The sequence below is a fragment of the Gordonia sp. ABSL11-1 genome, from assembly GCF_030315685.1.
In the GTDB taxonomy this organism is placed as follows: Bacteria; Actinomycetota; Actinomycetes; order Mycobacteriales; family Mycobacteriaceae; genus Gordonia.
This window is the reverse complement of the sequence record NZ_JASXSI010000022.1, coordinates 70,839-86,797: the sequence shown is the minus strand read 5'-3', so window position 1 is coordinate 86,797 and position 15,959 is coordinate 70,839. Positions and strand designations below refer to the sequence as shown.

Sequence of the window (15,959 nt, the reverse complement as noted above, 5' to 3'; positions counted from 1 at the left end):
ACAGCCGATCAGATGTCCGGCGTGCGGACTACATCGTCCCGTCCAGAACCGCAGCTCTCAGGATCGACACCGCCTCGTCGTAACGATCCGGCGAGGCGGCGGCGTAGTTGAGCCGGATGAACGGTCCCGTCGGTTCGGTCGGGAACCACTCGCGCCCCGGGGAGATCGACAGCCCACGGGCCAGCGTACGGGCCGCGACGAGGTCGGCGTCGATCGGCGATCCGTCGGCGCGATGAGTCGGCAGCGACACCCACAGGTTGAGGCCTCCCGGCGGACGTGCCACGTCGAGCTCCGGCGCACCGGCGGCGAGCGCCCCGAGCAGGCTGTCGCGACGTGCGGCGAGTGTGCGCTGCAGCCGCTGCAGGTGCGTACGCCACGCGGGTCTCGACACGACGTCGAGCGCGACTGCCTGCAGCACGGGGGCGACGTAGAGGTCGGAGACGGTGAGCGCGTTCTCGATCCGCGCACGAGCCGGCCCCCGCGCGAGCAGTGCCGCCACCCGGACGGTGAGCGAGAGGCTCTTGGTCAGCGAGCGGATGTAGATCACGTGCCCGTCGGTGTCGGAGCACGCCAGGGGCCGCGGCGCGATGTCGAGCGCGAAGTCGTGCGCCCAGTCGTCCTCGATCACGAACGCCCGGTGGCCGCCGACGACGGCGAGCACGTCGTCTCGTTGGGCGGCGTTCCACACGTCTCCGGTCGGGTTGGCGAAGTTCGGTTGCGCGTAGAGCACCTTCGCCCCCGTCGTCGCGAACACCTCGTCGAGATCGGCCGCGGCCGGCGCACCTCCGGTACGCGGGACCGGCACGATGACCAGTCCCGCCTGCCGCGCCGCCGCGATGGCTCCCCAGTAGGTCGGTGACTCCATCACGATCGGGTCGCCGGGTGCGGCCAGCGCCCGGAAGGTCGCGGCGAGGGCGGCCTGCCCTCCCGAGGCGATCACGGCATCGGAGTCGCGCCACCCGTCGACGTCGAGTTCGTCGACGAACCACCGTCGAAGGTCGGGCAGGCCGGCAGTGGGCGGCCGGGCGAAGACCTGGTCACGACCACCGGCACCGGCGCCACGCGTGATCCGACCGAACGCGCTGCGCACCTCACGCATCGGCATGAGATCCAGATCGGGGTAGCCGGAGTGCATGGCGATCGTGTCGTGCGGAATCTGCCGCATGGTCGAGCCGACCGCCGACGACCCGGTACGTTCGGGCCCGAGAGCGGCGGTCTGCCAGGACATGTCGAGTCGAGCCGACGGCGCGACCCGTCGCCGGACGAACGTACCGGCGCCCGCCCGCGTCTCGACGACACCCGCCGCGACCAGTTGGGCCAGCGCGCGCTGGACGGTCACCGGTCCCGCCCCGAACCGGGCGGCCAGCGCACGCGTCGACGGCAGTCTGCTGCCCGGCTCCGCCTCGGCCGCCACTGAGCGGAGGTGACGAGCGATCCGGTCACTGCTATCGTCGGACATGAGTCATCATAGTAGCGCTATCGCGCATGATTCCCGAGTGCTATCGCCTCGCAGTCATCTCGGATCGCCGTCCGCAGGCTTGGCCTGGGGGCTTGTCGGAGTCGTCGCCTTCTCCTTCACCGTGCCGTTCACACGGATTGCTGTCGCCGGACTCGATCCCCTGTTCATCGGATGTGCCCGCGCGGTCGTCGCGGCATGCCTGGCCGCTGTCGCCCTCGTCGTCGGCGGTGCGAGCCGGCCGACCACGAGGCAGTGGCTGCGACTGGCGCCCGTCTCGGCCGGTGTCGTCGCAGGATTCCCCATCCTGACGTCGCTTGCTTTGCGCGACACCGCGGCAGGGCATTCGGCGGTGGTGATCGGGCTGCTGCCGGCGGCCACGGCCGTCGTCGCGGTGAGCCGCACGCATGAACGCCCCGGCCGACGATTCTGGGTGGGCGCAGCACTGGGCGTGATCGCGACGATCGCCTTCACCGTCGCCGGTCACGGCGTCCCGACCACTCCGGGGATCGCCGATCTGTATCTGCTGGCTGCCGTCGTCCTCGCGGCGGTCGGCTACGCCCAGGGCGGTGTGATGGCACGCGAACTGGGCTCCTGGCAGACCATCTGCTGGGCCTTGATCCTGGCCTCACCGGCGATGCTCGTGACGACCCTCGTCGTCACCGACGGGCACCTCCCGCACGCCACCGCCGGCCAGTGGGCGGCCTTCGGCTATCTCGCGGCGATCAGCATGTTCCTGGGATTCTTCGCCTGGTATCGCGGTCTGGCGATCGGCCCGATGACGACGGTGAGCCAGGTCCAGCTGATCCAGCCGGTCCTGACGGTCGTGTGGGCGATCCTGCTGCTCGGTGAGCGGCCGACACCGGAACTGGTCGTCGGCGGTGCCGCAGTCATCGGGTGCGCCGCGTTCACGGTACGCAGCCGCGTCGCGACGGGTCCCGGTGGAGCGCCCGTCTCAGGTGCCCGGACCGGGCCGGTGAGTCAGGTCAGTTGAACTGGACGTGCGCCTGCGCGCGGCCGAAGATCTTGCGGTCGCCCTGCTTGGCGACCATCGCGATGACACCGCGACGGGTGTCCGGATCAAGCGACTTGATCTTGCCGGTGAAGTCGACCTGGGCGTAGCCCTCGGCGGGCACGTACACCGGGCTGGTGAAGCGCACGTTGTACTCGAAGATCGCGGCCGGGTCGCCGACGAAGCTACTGATGAAGCTGGCGCCCAGCCCCATCGACTGCATGCCGTGCGCGACGACGGTCTCCAGGCCGATGACCTTCGCGACCTCGTCGGAGAAGTGGATCGGGTTCGGGTCACCGGCGACACCGGCGTAGTTGACGAGGTTGCCGCGCGTCAGCGTCTTGGTGACCGGCGGCAGCTCCTGACCGACAGTCAGGTCGTCGAAGTTGATCGCCGAGTACGCCTTCGGCTCGACCTCGGGATCGGGGAGGTCGTAGCGGTCGAACGGTCCGTGCACGGTGTGCGGCATCTCCGGCTCGCGATCGACCTTCATCATCACGTGCTCGAGCTTGTCGAGGACCTCCGGATCGGCCTCGACAGCGGGACGGGCCACGAGACTGGTCCACGTGGTCATGACCGGTTCGTCGCGCTGGTTCCAGATGATGTTCTTCGTGATCATCACGTCCGTGCCGGCCATCTGGCGGAACGAGTCGAGCGAGACGTCGCAGATGAGCTGGTCGCCGACCTTGATCGGCTGATGGAACACCAGACGCTGATCGGTCTGCATGATCTGCCACAGGTCGTAACCGGTGACGACGTCCTCGAACAGGCGACGCTGGGCGATGATGCCGAGCACCGAGACGAACGTCGGCGCCGCGATCAGGGTGTCATGACCCATCTCCTGAGCGGCAGCCTCGTTCCAGTGCACCGGGTGGTCGTCCTGCACGGCACGGGCGTGCTTGCGGACCTCTTCGCGGCCGACCTCGTAGTAGTCGTCGACCGTGTAGTTGAACCCGACCATCTCCCGGGTGTGGGCGGCGATCTCCTCCGGAGTGAGTTTTGCACCGCTCCTCAACGCATCGATCCGCTGTTGAATCTCGGTTTCGGTCACTGTCATCGGTTCTCGCTCCTTCACTCAGCCAACCCCACTGGCTCGTCTCCCGCCGTGTTCGGTCGTCCTCGACTCATCCGCGGACCGTCGCCGGCCCGTCCCGCAGACCGTTTCACCCTACCTACGGGTGCGGGCCGCCTCTCCCGTGAAGAGGCAGCCCGCAGAAAATTCCGTTGTGTCGCCGGTGATGCCGTCGGCACCGTGGGGCGACCGAGTCGTCAGCGCGACTCCGACGACGAAGTCGTCACCGCGACTCCGACGACGAAGTCGTCACCGCGACTCTTTGTGCGCCTGGTGCTTGCCGCAGTTCGGGCAGAACTTCTTGATCTCGAGACGATCGGGATCGTTGCGACGGTTCTTCTTGGTGATGTAGTTACGGTGCTTACACACCTCGCACGCCAAGGTGATCTTGGGGCGAACATCTGTTGAGGAGGCCACTTCGTTGCCTTCTTTCGGGTGGTACGTGGCGGGCGCGGAGCCGATGGGGCTCGGCCCTGGGTCGGTCGGCACCCGGCTGGTCGGCACCGATGTGTAGCGGTGGAGGGACTCGATCCCTCGACCTCACGATTATGAGTCGTGCGCTCTAACCAGCTGAGCTACACCGCCATGTGGACTGGGGTCCAGCGAGCCCCCTGACGGAATCGAACCGTCGACCTTTTCCTTACCATGGAAACGCTCTGCCGACTGAGCTAAGGGGGCGTACCCGAACATGTCCTTCGCTGACCTGCTCGAGAGCCTTAACGAGGTTACACACGAACCACGGCGCTCACCAAATCGCTGGTAGCGACCGGTGGCGAGTGCCGAGAAGTCAGCGTGGGACCACGTTGTGGCAGGTATAGGATTCGAACCTATGTAGCTTGCGCGACGGATTTACAGTCCGCTCCCTTTGGCCGCTCGGGCAACCTGCCGTGCCGTCCGTTCCGGCCGCGTGAACGGCCGCAAGAACAACGCCGTGAAGAATACAACGACGATCCCATATCCGCGCAAACCGGCTGCTCAGAGGTGTCGCGCGAATTCTCGCGCACAGACCGTGTCCCCAATGACACCGCAGCGAGCGGCCGACGAGCCGGGCTCCACGGCCGGCCGCTGTGGTGTCATCTGGGACAAGCCCGCCACGGAATCCTCGTTCGACGACCCGTCTCGTCGGGTGACCGGACTCACCGCGACCGTGCACTGACCCTTTCGGCCACCGACGTCATTTCCCGACTGCGCTGACAGCCCCGACCGCCCGCCGACTACCCTGTCCGGCATGGCAGATTCATCGTTCGACGTGGTGAGCAAGGTCGACCGTCAAGAGGTCGACAACGCCCTCAATCAGGCGGCCAAGGAGCTGTCGCAGCGCTACGACTTCCGCGGCACCAACACCGGCATCGAGTGGTCCGGCGAGGAGAACATCGTCATCACCTCCGACGCCGAGGAGCGCGCCCAGGCCGGGCTCGAGGTGTTCAAGGAGAAGCTGATCCGTCGCGACATCTCGCTGAAGGCGTTCGACGCGGGCGAGCCGTCGGCGTCGGGCAAGACCTTCAAGATCGCCGGCAAGATCGTCGAGGGGATCGACTCCGAGCACGCGAAGAAGATCTCGAAGAAGATCCGCGACGAGGGCCCGAAGGGCGTGAAGGCTCAGATCCAGGGCGAGGAACTGCGGGTGTCGAGCAAGAAGCGTGACGATCTGCAGGCGGTCATCGCCCTGCTCAAGGGCGAGGACTTCGGGATCGCCCTGCAGTTCGTCAACTATCGCTAGGCGACCTCACCCCTGCTGATCGTGTGCCGACCGAGGCGCTGACCGAGCCACCTCATCTGTCGGGAGCCACCTTCCCACTTGCGAAGGTGGCTCCCGACAGATGAGGTGCGTGCCGTCGGCGATTTCGGTGAGAGCGCAACACGCTGACGGACGGTCCCGATCGCTGTCAGGACAGCGTGAGCACCAGTCGGCGATCGGACGGGCCGAGCACCGGCTCGATCTTCGTGTCGAACGTGACGAGTCGGGCACCGCTGCGAGCTGCCAGATTCACCAGATGAAGATCCGTGACCTGTCGGAAGCCGACGAGTCCGGCAAGGTCGATCGCTGCATCCGCCAGGGACGAATCGTCGGCCAGAAATGTCGCCCGGTCATGCGCACGGAGCGACCGCAACGTCGCAACCGCGTCCCCGCCGCGCACGGCGCGCCCCATCACCGTGCGATTGAGCGCCACGCGCATCAACCCGGCTTCGGTGATCGGTGTCGTCGCAAAGCGGACGACATCGGCGAACCACTCCTGGGCGGGCTGATGGTGAACGTGCCCGGGGTGGACGAGCGCAACCAGGACGTTGACGTCCGGCAGGTCGGTCTCACTCATCGAGCAGGGCGTCGGCGACCATCTCATCGGTCACGACATGGCCGGGAGTGATGGGCAACAGCACGAGTCCATTGCTGTCGGTCGGCGAAGCGGCACGGTCGCCGTCCGACAGCCCGGCGAGGGCGAGGTCGGACACGGCTTCACCCAGACTCTTGTTCTCCCCGGCGTTGACCCGTGCGCGCGCCGCTGCCAGCACGCGAGGGTCGATGTCCAGAGTGGTCCTCATATGAGCAACCTTAGCGCATCACGCATCACGCATCACCGGCCCGAATGCGGCCCCCGCCTCGCCATCTCCTGCAGCCGGGCGATGCGATCCGCGGTCGGCGGGTGCGTGGAGAACAGCTTCGCGACGCCGCCACCGCGGAACGGGTTGGCGATCATCAGGTGTGACTGCGACTCGATCTTCGGATCCGGCGCGAGGGGTGCGCGGTCGATGCCGCCGCTGATCTTGGCGAGCGCGGACGCGAGCGCCAGCGGATCACCGGTCAGCTCGGCGCCCGACTCGTCGGCCTGGTACTCGCGCGACCGCGACACCGACATCTTGATGACCGTCGCCGCGAGCGGGCCGAGGAAGGTGATCAGCAGGACGCCGAGCAGGCCCGGACCGTTGCCGTCGCGGTTGCCGCCGAAGAAGAACGCGAAGTTCGCGAGTCCGGTGATGATCGACGCCATCGCCCCGGCTATCGACGAGATGAGGATGTCGCGGTTGTAGACGTGCGACAGCTCGTGCCCCAGCACGGCACGCAACTCGCGCTCGTCGAGCAGTCGCATGATCCCGGCGGTGCAGCACACCGCGGCGTTCTTCGGGTTGCGGCCGGTCGCGAACGCGTTCGGCGACTCGGTGGGGCTGATGTAGAGCGCCGGCATCGGCTGACGCGCGGACGTCGCGAGCTCACGCACGATGCGGTACAGGACCGGCGCCTCGACCTCGGTGACCGGCTGTGCGTGCATCGAGCGCAGCGCCAGTTTCGCCGAGTTGAAGTAGACGTAGGCGTTCATGCCGACGGCGGCGACCACCGCGATCAGCAAGATCGTCGGACTGCGGAAGAGCGCACCGATGCCGACGATGATCGCCGACATCAGCCCCATCATCGCGGCGGTCTTCAGGCCGTTGAAATGCATCTGTCCCTCGTCTGTCGAGCGGGTCGACCCGGCGCCCTCGCCTGGGTCCCAATCACTCTGTCAAACGATCCGACCGGGGGCAGAAGTTCCGGACCGCGGTCCGGCGTTATGCGGTGGTTATCCGGTGCGGTCGATCGTGTACCGCACCAGCGACGACAACGCCTGGTGAGCGGGACCGTCGGGAAGCTCGGCGAGCACGGCCTGCGCCTCGTCGGCGTAGGCCCGCAGGCGATCATGCGCGGCGCCCATGCCCGACGACGAGTTGAGCACCTCGATCGCCTCGGCGACCACGGCGTCGTCGGTGACCGGCACGGCAGCACCTGTCCGGGGGTCGACGAGCAGCTCACGCAACCGCTTCGACGCCGCGTCGTCACCGCGCACGGCGTACAGCACCGGCAGCGTGTGCACACCCTCACGCAGATCCGTGCCCGGCGTCTTGCCCGAGTCGCCGCTGACCGAGCTGATGTCGATGATGTCGTCGGACACCTGGAACGCGGTGCCGATGATGTCGCCGAGCTTCGAGAGCCGCTCGATGTCGTCGGGAGTCGCGTCCGACGCCATCGCGCCGAATCGGCCCGACGCCGCGATCAGCGATCCGGTCTTCTCCCACACCACCCGCAGATAGTGCTCGATCGGGTCGCCGCCCCCGCGCACGCCGACGGTCTCGCGCATCTGCCCGGTGACCAGTTCGGCGAACGTCTCCGCGATGATCCGGACGGCGTCGGGTCCCAGCGTCGACACCAGCCGCGACGCCCGCGCGAACAGGAAGTCGCCGGACAGGATGGCGACCGAGTTCGTCCACCGCGCGTTCGCGCTGGGTGCACCGCGACGCAGCTGGGCCTCGTCCATGACGTCGTCGTGATACAGCGTGGCCAGGTGGATCATCTCGACGACGGTGGCCGACGTGATCACCCCCGACGCCTGCGGACGCGCACCGAACTGGGCGGCCAGGATCGCGAACATGGGACGGAACCGCTTGCCGCCGGCTTTCGCCAGATGCGTGGCGGCCTCCGTCATGATCTCGTCGCCCGACGACAACTCCGTCAACAACAGGTCCTCGACCTGCGCCAACGACCCCCGGACGGTCTCGGCGAACTCATCGGTGCCCAGGTCCAACCCGGCGAATGTGGACTTCACGCGCTCTGCCGCTCCATCTCGACGTCGGAGCAACCGGCCATCGGGCACGGCTGCCATGATGCCGAGCGTAGTCGTTGACCCGCGCCGAGAGGGTGGTCGGGTGAGGGCCGACATACTGGTCGGGTGAGTAGCGACATCGACCCGCGCCCGATCCCCGAGCACGCCGACGTCCTCGTCGTCGGCGCGGGCCCCGGCGGGTCCGCGGCGGCCGCCCATGCCGCGACCGCCGGACACGAGGTCGTGCTGCTCGACGCAGCCACGTTCCCCCGCGACAAGACGTGCGGCGACGGCCTGACACCGCGGGCCGTCGCCGAGCTCGATCACCTCGGCCTCGCCGCCTACCTCGACGACCGCCCGCGCATCGACGGCCTGCATCTGCACGGCTGGGGTGCGCAGCAGCACATCCGTTGGCCGTCGGGCCGGTTCCCGGGTTACGGCAGCGCCATCTCCCGTATGGAGCTCGATGATGCGATCCGCGAGCTGGCTGTCGCCCGCGGAGCACGAATGGTGCAGGGCCACAAGGCTGTCGACGTCACGATGCGCGATGGCCGGATCGCCGAGGTCGTCGTCGACTCTCCCGGCGGCCGTTGGCCGATCGCGGTGCGCGACGTCATTGTCGCCGACGGTGTGCGGTCGGGGTTGGGCAAGGCACTCGGGCGAGAGTGGCACCGCGACACCGCTTATGGTGTCGCGGCGCGCGCGTATGTCCCGTCCGGGCGCGCCGACGACCCGTGGATGGGATCCCACCTCGAGCTCCGCGGTCCCGACGGCGCACTGCTGCCCGGCTACGGCTGGGTGTTCCCGCTGGGCGACGTCCCGCCCGGCCCGCTCGGCGATCTGTCCGGCGGCGTGCTCAACGTCGGCGTCGGCGCGCTCGCCACAGCGAAACGACCGGCACACATGGCATTACGGCCCATCCTCGAGTACTACGCCCGGATGGTCGGCGACGAGTGGGCGATCACCGGCACCCCCTCCCGCCTGACGTCGGCGCTGCTGCCGATGGGTGGCGCGGTCTCCGGTGTCGCCGGACCGAACTGGATGCTGATCGGTGACGCCGCCGCCTGCGTGAACCCGCTCAACGGCGAGGGTATCGACTACGCGCTCGAGACCGGCCGCCTCGCCGTCGAACTCCTCGACGACACGCGCCGCTCCCCCGACCACACCGGCCGCTGGCGCGACATCCTCGTCGAGCACTACGGGCTCGCGTTCTCCGCTGCCCGCCGTCTCGCCGGCGTCCTGACGGTCCCGCAGGCCGTCCCCACCCTCGGGCGTCCCGGCATCCGGTCGGCGTGGCTGATGTCGCTGGTCGTGCGAGTGATGGGCAATCTCATCACCCCCGACGACGCCGACCTGGTCGCCCGCGCCTGGCGTACCACCGGTCGCGTCTCCAGCCGTGTCGACCACCGCCCACCATTTCAATGACACAATTTCGGTGATATGTTTCTTCCATGTCGAACGTTGCCTCTCTCGCGACCCGTGCACGGCGGGCCCTGGCCGACCGCCACCTCGCGCGTCACCGCCTGCGCGCCGAGATCGCACGCATCGACGCCGACGACGACCCCGTGGCGATCGCCCGACTTCTCGGCACCCACGAGTTCCCCTGGGGCATCACCCAGGCCTTGAGTTTCGCCCTCTTCCGCACCTACGCCGTGCCGTCGATCGGCGAACTCCTCTACGACACCGGGCAGTTCACCGAACAGACCCAGAAGCGCTACGACGACACGGTCCTGCTGCTCGACGCCCCGATCGAACACGGCTTCGACAGCCCCGCCGGCCGCGCGGGTATCCGGCGGATCAATCAGATGCACGCGATGTACGACATCTCCAACGACGACATGCTCTATGTCCTGGCGACATTCGTCGTGTGCCCGGTCGAATGGGTGAACGCCTACGAGTGGCGCAGACTGACCCACCACGAGGTCACCGGTCTCACCAACTACTACCGCCGCCTCGGAAAACACATGGCCATCAAGGACATTCCCGAGACCTACGAGGAGTTCGAGAAGTTTTACGTCGACTACGAGACGAAACACTTCGCGTACCAGGAGAAGTCGCTCGCCGTCGCCGACGCCACCCTCGACCTGCTCGGTACCTTTCTGCCATACCGGCTACTGCCGCGTCGCGTCGTGCGACGGATGTCGTTCGCGCTCATGGACGAGCGCCTTCTCGCCGCCTTCGGCTTCCCGACACCGACCGCCGTCGAACGCGTGCTCGTCCGCGGCGGACTCAAGTCACGCGGCCTGGTCATCCGATACCTCGGTTCACCCCGGCCCGAACCGATCTACGGGCGGCAGATGTCGCAGGTGCGCGGCTACCCCAGGGGCTACCAGCTGGGCGAGTTGGGCACCTTCGCCCCGGGCTGCCCGGTCCCCCGCCATCGGGCCGCCGACGACTCGGGGGCCGAGACCCAGACCGCCGGCTGAGCCTTCCCGAAAACCCGCCGACGGCCACCGAAGTCACGCCGACGGAACCACCCTGCCCTCAGCGCACCGCGGAATGGATCGCGGCGATACCGCCGGTGAGGTTCTGCCAGTCGACCTTGGTGAACCCCGCGTCCCGCAGCAGCGCGGCGAGCCGGGTCTGGTCGGGCCACGCCCGGATCGACTCGGCGAGATAGACATACGCCGCCGGGTTGCTCGACACCTTCGTCGCGACAGCGGGCAGCGCCTTCATCAGATACTCCATGTACACGGTGCGGAACGCACGGAACGTCGGCGTCGAGAACTCGCAGATCACCAGTCGGCCACCGGGTTTCAACACTCGCCGCAGCTCCGACAGCGCCTTCGGGGCGTCGTGCACGTTGCGCAGGCCAAAGGAGATGGTCGCCGCGTCGAACGACTCGTCGGCGAACGGGAGGGCCAGGGCGTCGGCCGCCACCTTGGGCACGTCTCGGTGCGCACCGGCCTTCAGCATGCCGAGCGAGAAGTCGGCGGCGATGCAGTGCGCGCCCGACGTCGCCAGCTCCACCGTCGACACCGCGGTACCGGCCGCCAGGTCGAGCACGATGTCGCCGTGCCGTAGCGCCAGGGCCTTGCGTGTCGTGCGTCGCCAGCCGCGATCCTGCCCGAACGACAGCACCGTGTTGGTCAGGTCGTAGCGCTTGGCCACACCGTCGAACATGGCCGCGACCTCGGCCGGGTCCTTGTCGAGGGTTGCACGATCCTGCGAGCCGGTTCCCATGCTCACAACCTACCGCCTCGTACCCCCGCCGGCGACGACGGCGTCGTCGAACGCCGACGTCATCCGGCCAGCGAGGCCACCGCCTGATCGCCGCCGGTGACGGCCCGGTAGTGACCGAGCAGTTCGTCGCAGACCGCAGGCCAGGTGCGTGCACGCACCGCGCCGAGTCCGGCGCGCCCGAACTCGGCGCGCAGGGCGTCGTCGCGCAACACGTCGATGACGGCGGGCAGCCGCTCGGCGAACTCACGTGGCGGGAGCAGATAGCCGGTGCGGCAGTGGCCGATGAGGTCGCGCGGGCCCCCGGCGTCGGGACCGACGACGGGCAGTCCGCTGGCCATCGCCTCCTGGACCGTCTGGCAGAACGTCTCGTGTTCGCCTGCATGGACGAACACGTCGAAGCTCGCGTAGGCCCGCGCCAGATCCGCGCCGCGCAGTTCGCCGGTGAAATGCGCGCGCGGCATCATCGCCTGCAGCCGTTCGCGTTCCGGCCCGTCGCCGACGATGACGAGCTGCACCGACGGATCGTTGCCGATACCCGCGAGACGGTCGATCTGCTTCTCCGGTGCCAGCCGTCCGACGAACCCGACGACAAGGCGACGGTGCCCCTCCGGCGAAGTACCCCAGCGCGCACGCAGCACCGGATCGGCGTGCCGGGGATCGAACTGTTCGACGTCGACGCCGCGTCCCCATCGGTAGAGTCGCGGAACACCATGCGCTGCCAGGGTTGTCATCGTCTCGGTGGACGGCGCCAAGGTGCGGTCGCACAGCTCGTGCAGTCGCCGCGTGTAGCGCCACGCCAGTCGCGACGTGACTGCCAGCCCGTAGCTGGCGGCGAATCCGGCGACGTCGGTCTGGAACACCGCCACCGACGGCAGGTCGAGCAGACGAGCGGCCACCGCCCCGGCCGCGCCGACGACGAACGGCGACGCGAGGTGCACGACATCGGGATCGACGTCGCGCAGAGCGCGGTAGAGCGTGGGCGTCGGCACCCCGATCGGCAACGACGTCACCTTCGGCACCATCACCGACGGGAGCAGGTGAACCGGGGTCCGGCGGCCGATGAGCCGGGGCGCCCCGGCCTCCCCGCGTGGGGTGCCCGGCGCGATCACCACGGCCTCGTGCCCGGTGCGCTCGATATGGTCGACCACCCGCAGTACGGAGTTGACCACTCCGTTCATCTGCGGCAGGAAACTCTCGGCAACGATCGCTACCCGCATGCCGCCATCGTGTCAGCACATGCTGACCAGTGATCCGAGACCCGATGATGCAGGCGCGAACAGCCGATGAACACCGTCCCTCCGATGTCCGGAGACCGCTCACCGCCGGCGGACGCGCGCCTCGATCGGTCCGTCGGCCACCAGGGTGAATGGAGTCGTCGTCGGAAACTCCGGGCCGGCCGAGACGACGTCGACGTCACGCACGATGCTCGCCAGTCCGATCGCCGCCTCCAGCATCGCGAAATGGTCGCCGACGCAGGACCGCCGGCCCGCGCCGAACGGCAAGTACTGCCAACGGTCGATCGACCTCCTGCGATCAGGCCCGAACCGCTCGGGATCGAAGGTGAGCGGCTCCTCCCACAGTGCCGGATCGCGATGAAGCGCATAAAACGACGTGATCAGAATGCTACCCGCCTCGACCCTGAAGCCATCGACGACGAGGTCGCGTATCGCGGTCCGCGCCACGGCCGGCGCCGGCGGGCACAGCCGCAACGCCTCGTGCAGCACCTGCACGGTGTACTCGAGTCCGTCGATGTCGTCCGGTGTCAAACATCCTGTTCCGCAAGCAGATACCTCTTCCCGGATACGCTCCTGCATCTGCGGGCGATGCCCCAACGCCCACAGGCTGTATGCCAGCAGCGTCGCGGTGGTGTCCTGCCCCGCAACGAGGAAGGCGACCAGTTCGTCGACAATCTGCTCGTCGGTCAGCGCCTCGCCGGTGTCGGGGTCGCGCGCCGCCAGCAGGACGTGGACCAGCGGGGCCTCGGCGTCGGGATCCTGACGGCAACGCTCCACGATGCCCCGCCCCAGCTCACGCACCCGACCGACGGCCGCGTATGCCGTACGGTGTCCCGGGGTGGGTAGCCAATGTGGTGGATTCAACGGTCGCATACCGCGGTCGGCCGCGTGCTCGATGACGGCCCGTACGTCCCGACTCAACTCGTCCAGGTGGTCCAGACGGCATCCGAGGACCGACCGGGCCAGAGCATCGATCGTGACGTGCCGTGCTTCCCGATCGAGATCGACCGTTACGCCGTCGGCCCAGCCCTCCGCCACCCCGGTCGCCGCCGCCGCCATCTCGCCGCCGTAGGAATGCACGCGTTGCTTGGTGAACACCGGTTGCAGCGCCCTCCTGCGCGGTTGCCACGGTGCGTCGTCGAGATCGAAGAGGTTCTCGCCGGCGATGTATTGCAACTGCCGGTGAGTCGTGGTCCTCTTGTCGATGACTCCGCGAGGCGCGGTGAGGACATCGTGCACGCCCTGCGGAGAAGCCACCCAGACGAACGGCGGTGACAACCACGCCGGGACGAGACGCACAATCGTCACCCCGCCGGCGAGATCACGGAATCTCTCGCTTGCCGTGTGGAATTGGCGCATCTCTCGTAGAATCCTCCACCGCGGCAAGGGAACCGCCGGCGGACGTGGATGACTCGCGATGTCGTGGATGGTGGTCATGGTGGCCCTCCGCTCCTGAGGTCGGTTGCACCGATGATAGGTACCGAGAGGTGCGCTGACCAGGCACAATCCGCTTGTTTGCGCTAACGAAAGACTGGCGTCGCCACGGCGCCGGGTTCGCTGCCGCACCAGCGATGTTCGTGATCATCAACCGGCGGTGTACATCTCGAGGCTCTCTGGGCGGCCCCGCCCTCGTCCGTCGCAGCGAGCGGAGCCGAATGCTCCGTCTCATCCCTTGACCGGCGAAGTCAAGAGTCGTCCGTTCGATCGACGCCCATCCGCCGCCGTTGCCGTTGATCGGCGTGGGTGCGGGTGGCACGGTGTGGAGATGGAGTTGATGTTGCTGAGCCGCTGGCTCGATGCGGTCCCTGCCTTTGTCGCCGAACGGACCACTGGCCCCGTCCATGTCACATTCATTCCGAACGCGTCGTCGGTCCACACCGACCACGCCTGGGTCGACCTCGACCGACGGATCTTGCGGGGCCTCGGTTATCGCGTCACCGATCTCGACATCGAATCGTCGTCCTCCGGGGATGCGGCACGCGCGCTGGATCGCGCCGACGCCGTGTTCGTGTCCGGCGGTAACGTCTTCCATCTCCTGCAGGTCATGCGCCGCACCGAATTCGATCGACTGCTCACCGATCGCGTCGAAGCCGGCCTGCCCTATGTCGGCGCGAGCGCCGGCGCCTGTGTCGTCGGTACCGACATCGAACCGCTCGGCCTGCTCGACGACCCCTCGGAGGCCGCCGGCCTGGAATCCACCACAGGACTCGGGTGGATAGACGAAGTGATCGTGCCGCACGCTGACGGCATCGTGTCCGGGCGGGCCGTCGTCGACGACCTGCGCGCGCGATACGAGGAGCGCTTCACCCTGCGCATGCTCGCCGACGACCAGGCGCTGCTCGTCTCGGGCGACTCGCGCTCGGTCATCCCGTCGTGACAGCACCGCCCGGTCCGATCACGACCCCTGAACTCGATCCAGTGCAGGCGGAACCAAGCGCGGTCCGCGCCCGCATGCCGGCGACGATCGGCGAACCTCCCTCGGTCATGGCCTCGTCGCGGCGAAGTATGCGTAATTACGGTCCAACTCGTTCTCCGGCACCAGCGTGATCAAGCGCGGCTCGAGGCCCGCCGTCTCGAGATGGGTCCAGAACTCGTCGATGGGGAAGATGGTCATGTTGGCGAGATTTCGACGATAGGACCGCTTCACGGTTCCCGACGCACGAGTGCTGGATCGATACTTCACCTGGAAGATGGCGATGCCGCCTGTGCGAAGCGTTCGTTTCGCGATCCGCACGATCCGCAACGCGTCCTGCACGGAGGCGGTCAACTCGAGGACATACAGGCAGATGAACGTATCGCAGGTGTCCTCGATGGTCGTGGCGGCACGTTCCGGATCAAGGAGATCGATCGTCAGCGTCTCCACCACGACGTCGCTCGCCGTACGGACCTGATCTGCTGCCTCGGCGACGCTCTGCGGAGCCACATCGGCCAGGATGAGCCGCTCCGCGAACGGCGCGACGGCCACCGCGTTGGCTCCACCCCCGCACCCCCAGTCGAGCACTGTGCCGAGTTCATCGACACGTCCCAGACCCTGGGCCAGCGTCTGGATGATCAGAAGGTTCTCGCGTCCGACGGCCCTCCATTGTTCGTCACCCAAACCGCTGCGCCAATGCGAATCCGACGACCAGGTGGTCGCGTCAGATTCCGAGGTCCAGTAGGCCTGCGCCTCGTGGGCCAACTCCTGAGGTCGCGCGGCGCGACCGATGCGATCGGACCGGACTCGCACTGCCTTGGCGAAACGACGTGAGAGTCGGCCGATCTGTGACGTCATGTGCAGAGCGTAGTATCAGTGGGCGCACGATATGCCGTACCCGTCGTCATCCAGTGCCGCAACCGAGCGACGGCCGAACGATCACTTCGCGGTCGGTCTCCGGTTGCTCGTCGGGCGAGCGTGCACGGGACCGCCCGCATGAGAGTCACCTCAGCGCGC

Annotated in this window: 17 protein-coding genes and 3 tRNA genes; 6 read left to right on the top strand and 14 right to left on the bottom strand. The window is 67.9% G+C overall.

The window, feature by feature from the left end; genetic code table 11:
- Nucleotides 1–28: 28 nt before the first annotated feature.
- A complete protein-coding gene (locus tag QSJ19_RS21005; protein ID WP_286322948.1) occupies nucleotides 29–1,459 on the bottom strand; it encodes an aminotransferase-like domain-containing protein in 1,431 nt (476 codons plus the stop codon).
- On the opposite strand from QSJ19_RS21005, the gene QSJ19_RS21000 reads away from it, so the two are divergent.
- On the top strand, nucleotides 1,458–2,450 hold the full coding sequence (locus QSJ19_RS21000; RefSeq protein ID WP_286322947.1) for a DMT family transporter: 993 nt from the start codon (nucleotides 1,458–1,460) through the stop codon (nucleotides 2,448–2,450). The genes QSJ19_RS21005 and QSJ19_RS21000 overlap by 2 nt on opposite strands.
- Here the strand turns inward: QSJ19_RS21000 and QSJ19_RS20995 are convergent.
- The 5 genes from QSJ19_RS20995 to QSJ19_RS20975 all read right to left on the bottom strand — a co-directional run bounded on the left by QSJ19_RS20995 (nucleotide 2,443) and on the right by QSJ19_RS20975 (nucleotide 4,427).
- Nucleotides 2,443–3,525 carry a fused (3R)-hydroxyacyl-ACP dehydratase subunits HadA/HadB gene (locus QSJ19_RS20995; protein ID WP_286322946.1) on the bottom strand — a complete coding sequence of 361 codons (1,083 nt, stop codon included), beginning with the start codon at nucleotides 3,523–3,525 and terminating at the stop codon, nucleotides 2,443–2,445. The two genes, QSJ19_RS21000 and QSJ19_RS20995, sit on opposite strands and share 8 nt — an antisense overlap.
- A 264-nt stretch (nucleotides 3,526–3,789) precedes the next feature.
- Nucleotides 3,790–3,957: a 50S ribosomal protein L33 gene (gene rpmG / locus QSJ19_RS20990; protein ID WP_003929651.1), complete on the bottom strand. Its 168-nt coding sequence runs from the start codon at nucleotides 3,955–3,957 to the stop codon at nucleotides 3,790–3,792.
- A gap of 94 nt (nucleotides 3,958–4,051) precedes the next feature.
- Nucleotides 4,052–4,125: transfer RNA gene (locus QSJ19_RS20985), tRNA-Met, on the bottom strand.
- A 20-nt stretch (nucleotides 4,126–4,145) separates the two neighbouring features.
- Nucleotides 4,146–4,218: transfer RNA gene (locus QSJ19_RS20980), tRNA-Thr, on the bottom strand.
- A 128-nt stretch (nucleotides 4,219–4,346) separates the two neighbouring features.
- Nucleotides 4,347–4,427: transfer RNA gene (locus QSJ19_RS20975), tRNA-Tyr, on the bottom strand.
- 131 nt (nucleotides 4,428–4,558) lie between these two features.
- Here QSJ19_RS20975 and QSJ19_RS20970 point away from each other — a divergent pair.
- Both QSJ19_RS20970 and QSJ19_RS20965 read left to right on the top strand, forming a co-directional pair.
- Nucleotides 4,559–4,696, top strand: coding sequence for a hypothetical protein (locus QSJ19_RS20970; protein ID WP_286322945.1), 138 nt, complete (start codon nucleotides 4,559–4,561; stop codon nucleotides 4,694–4,696).
- Between the two features lie 72 nt (nucleotides 4,697–4,768).
- A complete protein-coding gene (locus QSJ19_RS20965; protein ID WP_187589929.1) occupies nucleotides 4,769–5,260 on the top strand; it encodes a YajQ family cyclic di-GMP-binding protein in 492 nt (163 codons plus the stop codon).
- A 166-nt stretch (nucleotides 5,261–5,426) separates the two neighbouring features.
- Here QSJ19_RS20965 and QSJ19_RS20960 read toward each other — a convergent pair whose 3' ends face one another.
- The 4 genes from QSJ19_RS20960 to QSJ19_RS20945 form a co-directional block, all read right to left on the bottom strand.
- Entirely contained in the window at nucleotides 5,427–5,855 is a 429-nt protein-coding gene (locus tag QSJ19_RS20960) for a TA system VapC family ribonuclease toxin (RefSeq protein ID WP_286322944.1), read from the bottom strand.
- Nucleotides 5,848–6,081, bottom strand: a complete 234-nt coding sequence (locus QSJ19_RS20955; RefSeq protein ID WP_286322943.1) for a hypothetical protein — start codon at nucleotides 6,079–6,081, stop codon at nucleotides 5,848–5,850. The genes QSJ19_RS20960 and QSJ19_RS20955 overlap by 8 nt, the downstream gene beginning before the upstream one ends.
- 32 nt (nucleotides 6,082–6,113) lie before the next feature.
- Complete coding sequence (gene htpX / locus QSJ19_RS20950) at nucleotides 6,114–6,977, bottom strand: zinc metalloprotease HtpX (RefSeq protein ID WP_187589943.1); 864 nt, start codon at nucleotides 6,975–6,977, stop codon at nucleotides 6,114–6,116.
- 117 nt (nucleotides 6,978–7,094) lie between these two features.
- On the bottom strand, nucleotides 7,095–8,114 hold the full coding sequence (locus QSJ19_RS20945; protein WP_286322953.1) for a polyprenyl synthetase family protein: 1,020 nt from the start codon (nucleotides 8,112–8,114) through the stop codon (nucleotides 7,095–7,097).
- A 123-nt stretch (nucleotides 8,115–8,237) separates the two neighbouring features.
- On the opposite strand from QSJ19_RS20945, the gene QSJ19_RS20940 reads away from it, so the two are divergent.
- Both QSJ19_RS20940 and QSJ19_RS20935 read left to right on the top strand, forming a co-directional pair.
- Nucleotides 8,238–9,536, top strand: a complete 1,299-nt coding sequence (locus QSJ19_RS20940) for a geranylgeranyl reductase family protein (protein ID WP_286322942.1) — start codon at nucleotides 8,238–8,240, stop codon at nucleotides 9,534–9,536.
- Nucleotides 9,537–9,562: 26 nt separating this feature from the next.
- The gene (locus QSJ19_RS20935; protein ID WP_286322941.1) at nucleotides 9,563–10,537 is read left to right on the top strand and encodes an oxygenase MpaB family protein; all 975 of its coding nucleotides are present in this window, start codon (nucleotides 9,563–9,565) and stop codon (nucleotides 10,535–10,537) included.
- A gap of 58 nt (nucleotides 10,538–10,595) precedes the next feature.
- Here QSJ19_RS20935 and QSJ19_RS20930 read toward each other — a convergent pair whose 3' ends face one another.
- The 3 genes from QSJ19_RS20930 to QSJ19_RS20920 all read right to left on the bottom strand — a co-directional run bounded on the left by QSJ19_RS20930 (nucleotide 10,596) and on the right by QSJ19_RS20920 (nucleotide 13,966).
- Entirely contained in the window at nucleotides 10,596–11,294 is a 699-nt protein-coding gene (locus QSJ19_RS20930) for a demethylmenaquinone methyltransferase (protein ID WP_286322940.1), read from the bottom strand.
- 59 nt (nucleotides 11,295–11,353) lie between these two features.
- The gene (locus tag QSJ19_RS20925; RefSeq protein ID WP_286322939.1) at nucleotides 11,354–12,511 is read right to left on the bottom strand and encodes a glycosyltransferase family 4 protein; all 1,158 of its coding nucleotides are present in this window, start codon (nucleotides 12,509–12,511) and stop codon (nucleotides 11,354–11,356) included.
- 99 nt (nucleotides 12,512–12,610) lie between these two features.
- Nucleotides 12,611–13,966, bottom strand: coding sequence for a cytochrome P450 (locus QSJ19_RS20920; protein ID WP_286322938.1), 1,356 nt, complete (start codon nucleotides 13,964–13,966; stop codon nucleotides 12,611–12,613).
- Between the two features lie 328 nt (nucleotides 13,967–14,294).
- Between QSJ19_RS20920 and QSJ19_RS20915 the strand changes: the two genes are divergently transcribed.
- The gene (locus QSJ19_RS20915; RefSeq protein WP_286322937.1) at nucleotides 14,295–14,906 is read left to right on the top strand and encodes a Type 1 glutamine amidotransferase-like domain-containing protein; all 612 of its coding nucleotides are present in this window, start codon (nucleotides 14,295–14,297) and stop codon (nucleotides 14,904–14,906) included.
- A gap of 105 nt (nucleotides 14,907–15,011) precedes the next feature.
- Here the strand turns inward: QSJ19_RS20915 and QSJ19_RS20910 are convergent, their stop codons facing one another.
- The gene (locus QSJ19_RS20910; RefSeq protein WP_286322936.1) at nucleotides 15,012–15,800 is read right to left on the bottom strand and encodes a class I SAM-dependent methyltransferase; all 789 of its coding nucleotides are present in this window, start codon (nucleotides 15,798–15,800) and stop codon (nucleotides 15,012–15,014) included.
- Nucleotides 15,801–15,959: the final 159 nt, after the last annotated feature.

Bases quoted from the DNA above. Each gene is read 5' to 3' on its own strand.
- htpX (WP_187589943.1), bottom strand. From the start codon at position 6,977: ATGCATTTCAACGGCCTGAAGACCGCCGCGATGATGGGGCTGATGTCG.
- QSJ19_RS20910 (WP_286322936.1), bottom strand. From the start codon at position 15,800: ATGACGTCACAGATCGGCCGACTCTCACGTCGTTTCGCCAAGGCAGTG.
- QSJ19_RS20930 (WP_286322940.1), bottom strand. From the start codon at position 11,294: ATGGGAACCGGCTCGCAGGATCGTGCAACCCTCGACAAGGACCCGGCC.
- QSJ19_RS21000 (WP_286322947.1), top strand. From the start codon at position 1,458: ATGAGTCATCATAGTAGCGCTATCGCGCATGATTCCCGAGTGCTATCG.
- QSJ19_RS20915 (WP_286322937.1), top strand. From the start codon at position 14,295: ATGGAGTTGATGTTGCTGAGCCGCTGGCTCGATGCGGTCCCTGCCTTT.
- QSJ19_RS20920 (WP_286322938.1), bottom strand. From the start codon at position 13,966: ATGACCACCATCCACGACATCGCGAGTCATCCACGTCCGCCGGCGGTT.
- QSJ19_RS20925 (WP_286322939.1), bottom strand. From the start codon at position 12,511: ATGCGGGTAGCGATCGTTGCCGAGAGTTTCCTGCCGCAGATGAACGGA.
- QSJ19_RS21005 (WP_286322948.1), bottom strand. From the start codon at position 1,459: ATGTCCGACGATAGCAGTGACCGGATCGCTCGTCACCTCCGCTCAGTG.
- QSJ19_RS20970 (WP_286322945.1), top strand. From the start codon at position 4,559: ATGACACCGCAGCGAGCGGCCGACGAGCCGGGCTCCACGGCCGGCCGC.
- QSJ19_RS20995 (WP_286322946.1), bottom strand. From the start codon at position 3,525: ATGACAGTGACCGAAACCGAGATTCAACAGCGGATCGATGCGTTGAGG.
- QSJ19_RS20960 (WP_286322944.1), bottom strand. From the start codon at position 5,855: ATGAGTGAGACCGACCTGCCGGACGTCAACGTCCTGGTTGCGCTCGTC.
- QSJ19_RS20965 (WP_187589929.1), top strand. From the start codon at position 4,769: ATGGCAGATTCATCGTTCGACGTGGTGAGCAAGGTCGACCGTCAAGAG.
- QSJ19_RS20935 (WP_286322941.1), top strand. From the start codon at position 9,563: ATGTCGAACGTTGCCTCTCTCGCGACCCGTGCACGGCGGGCCCTGGCC.
- QSJ19_RS20955 (WP_286322943.1), bottom strand. From the start codon at position 6,081: ATGAGGACCACTCTGGACATCGACCCTCGCGTGCTGGCAGCGGCGCGC.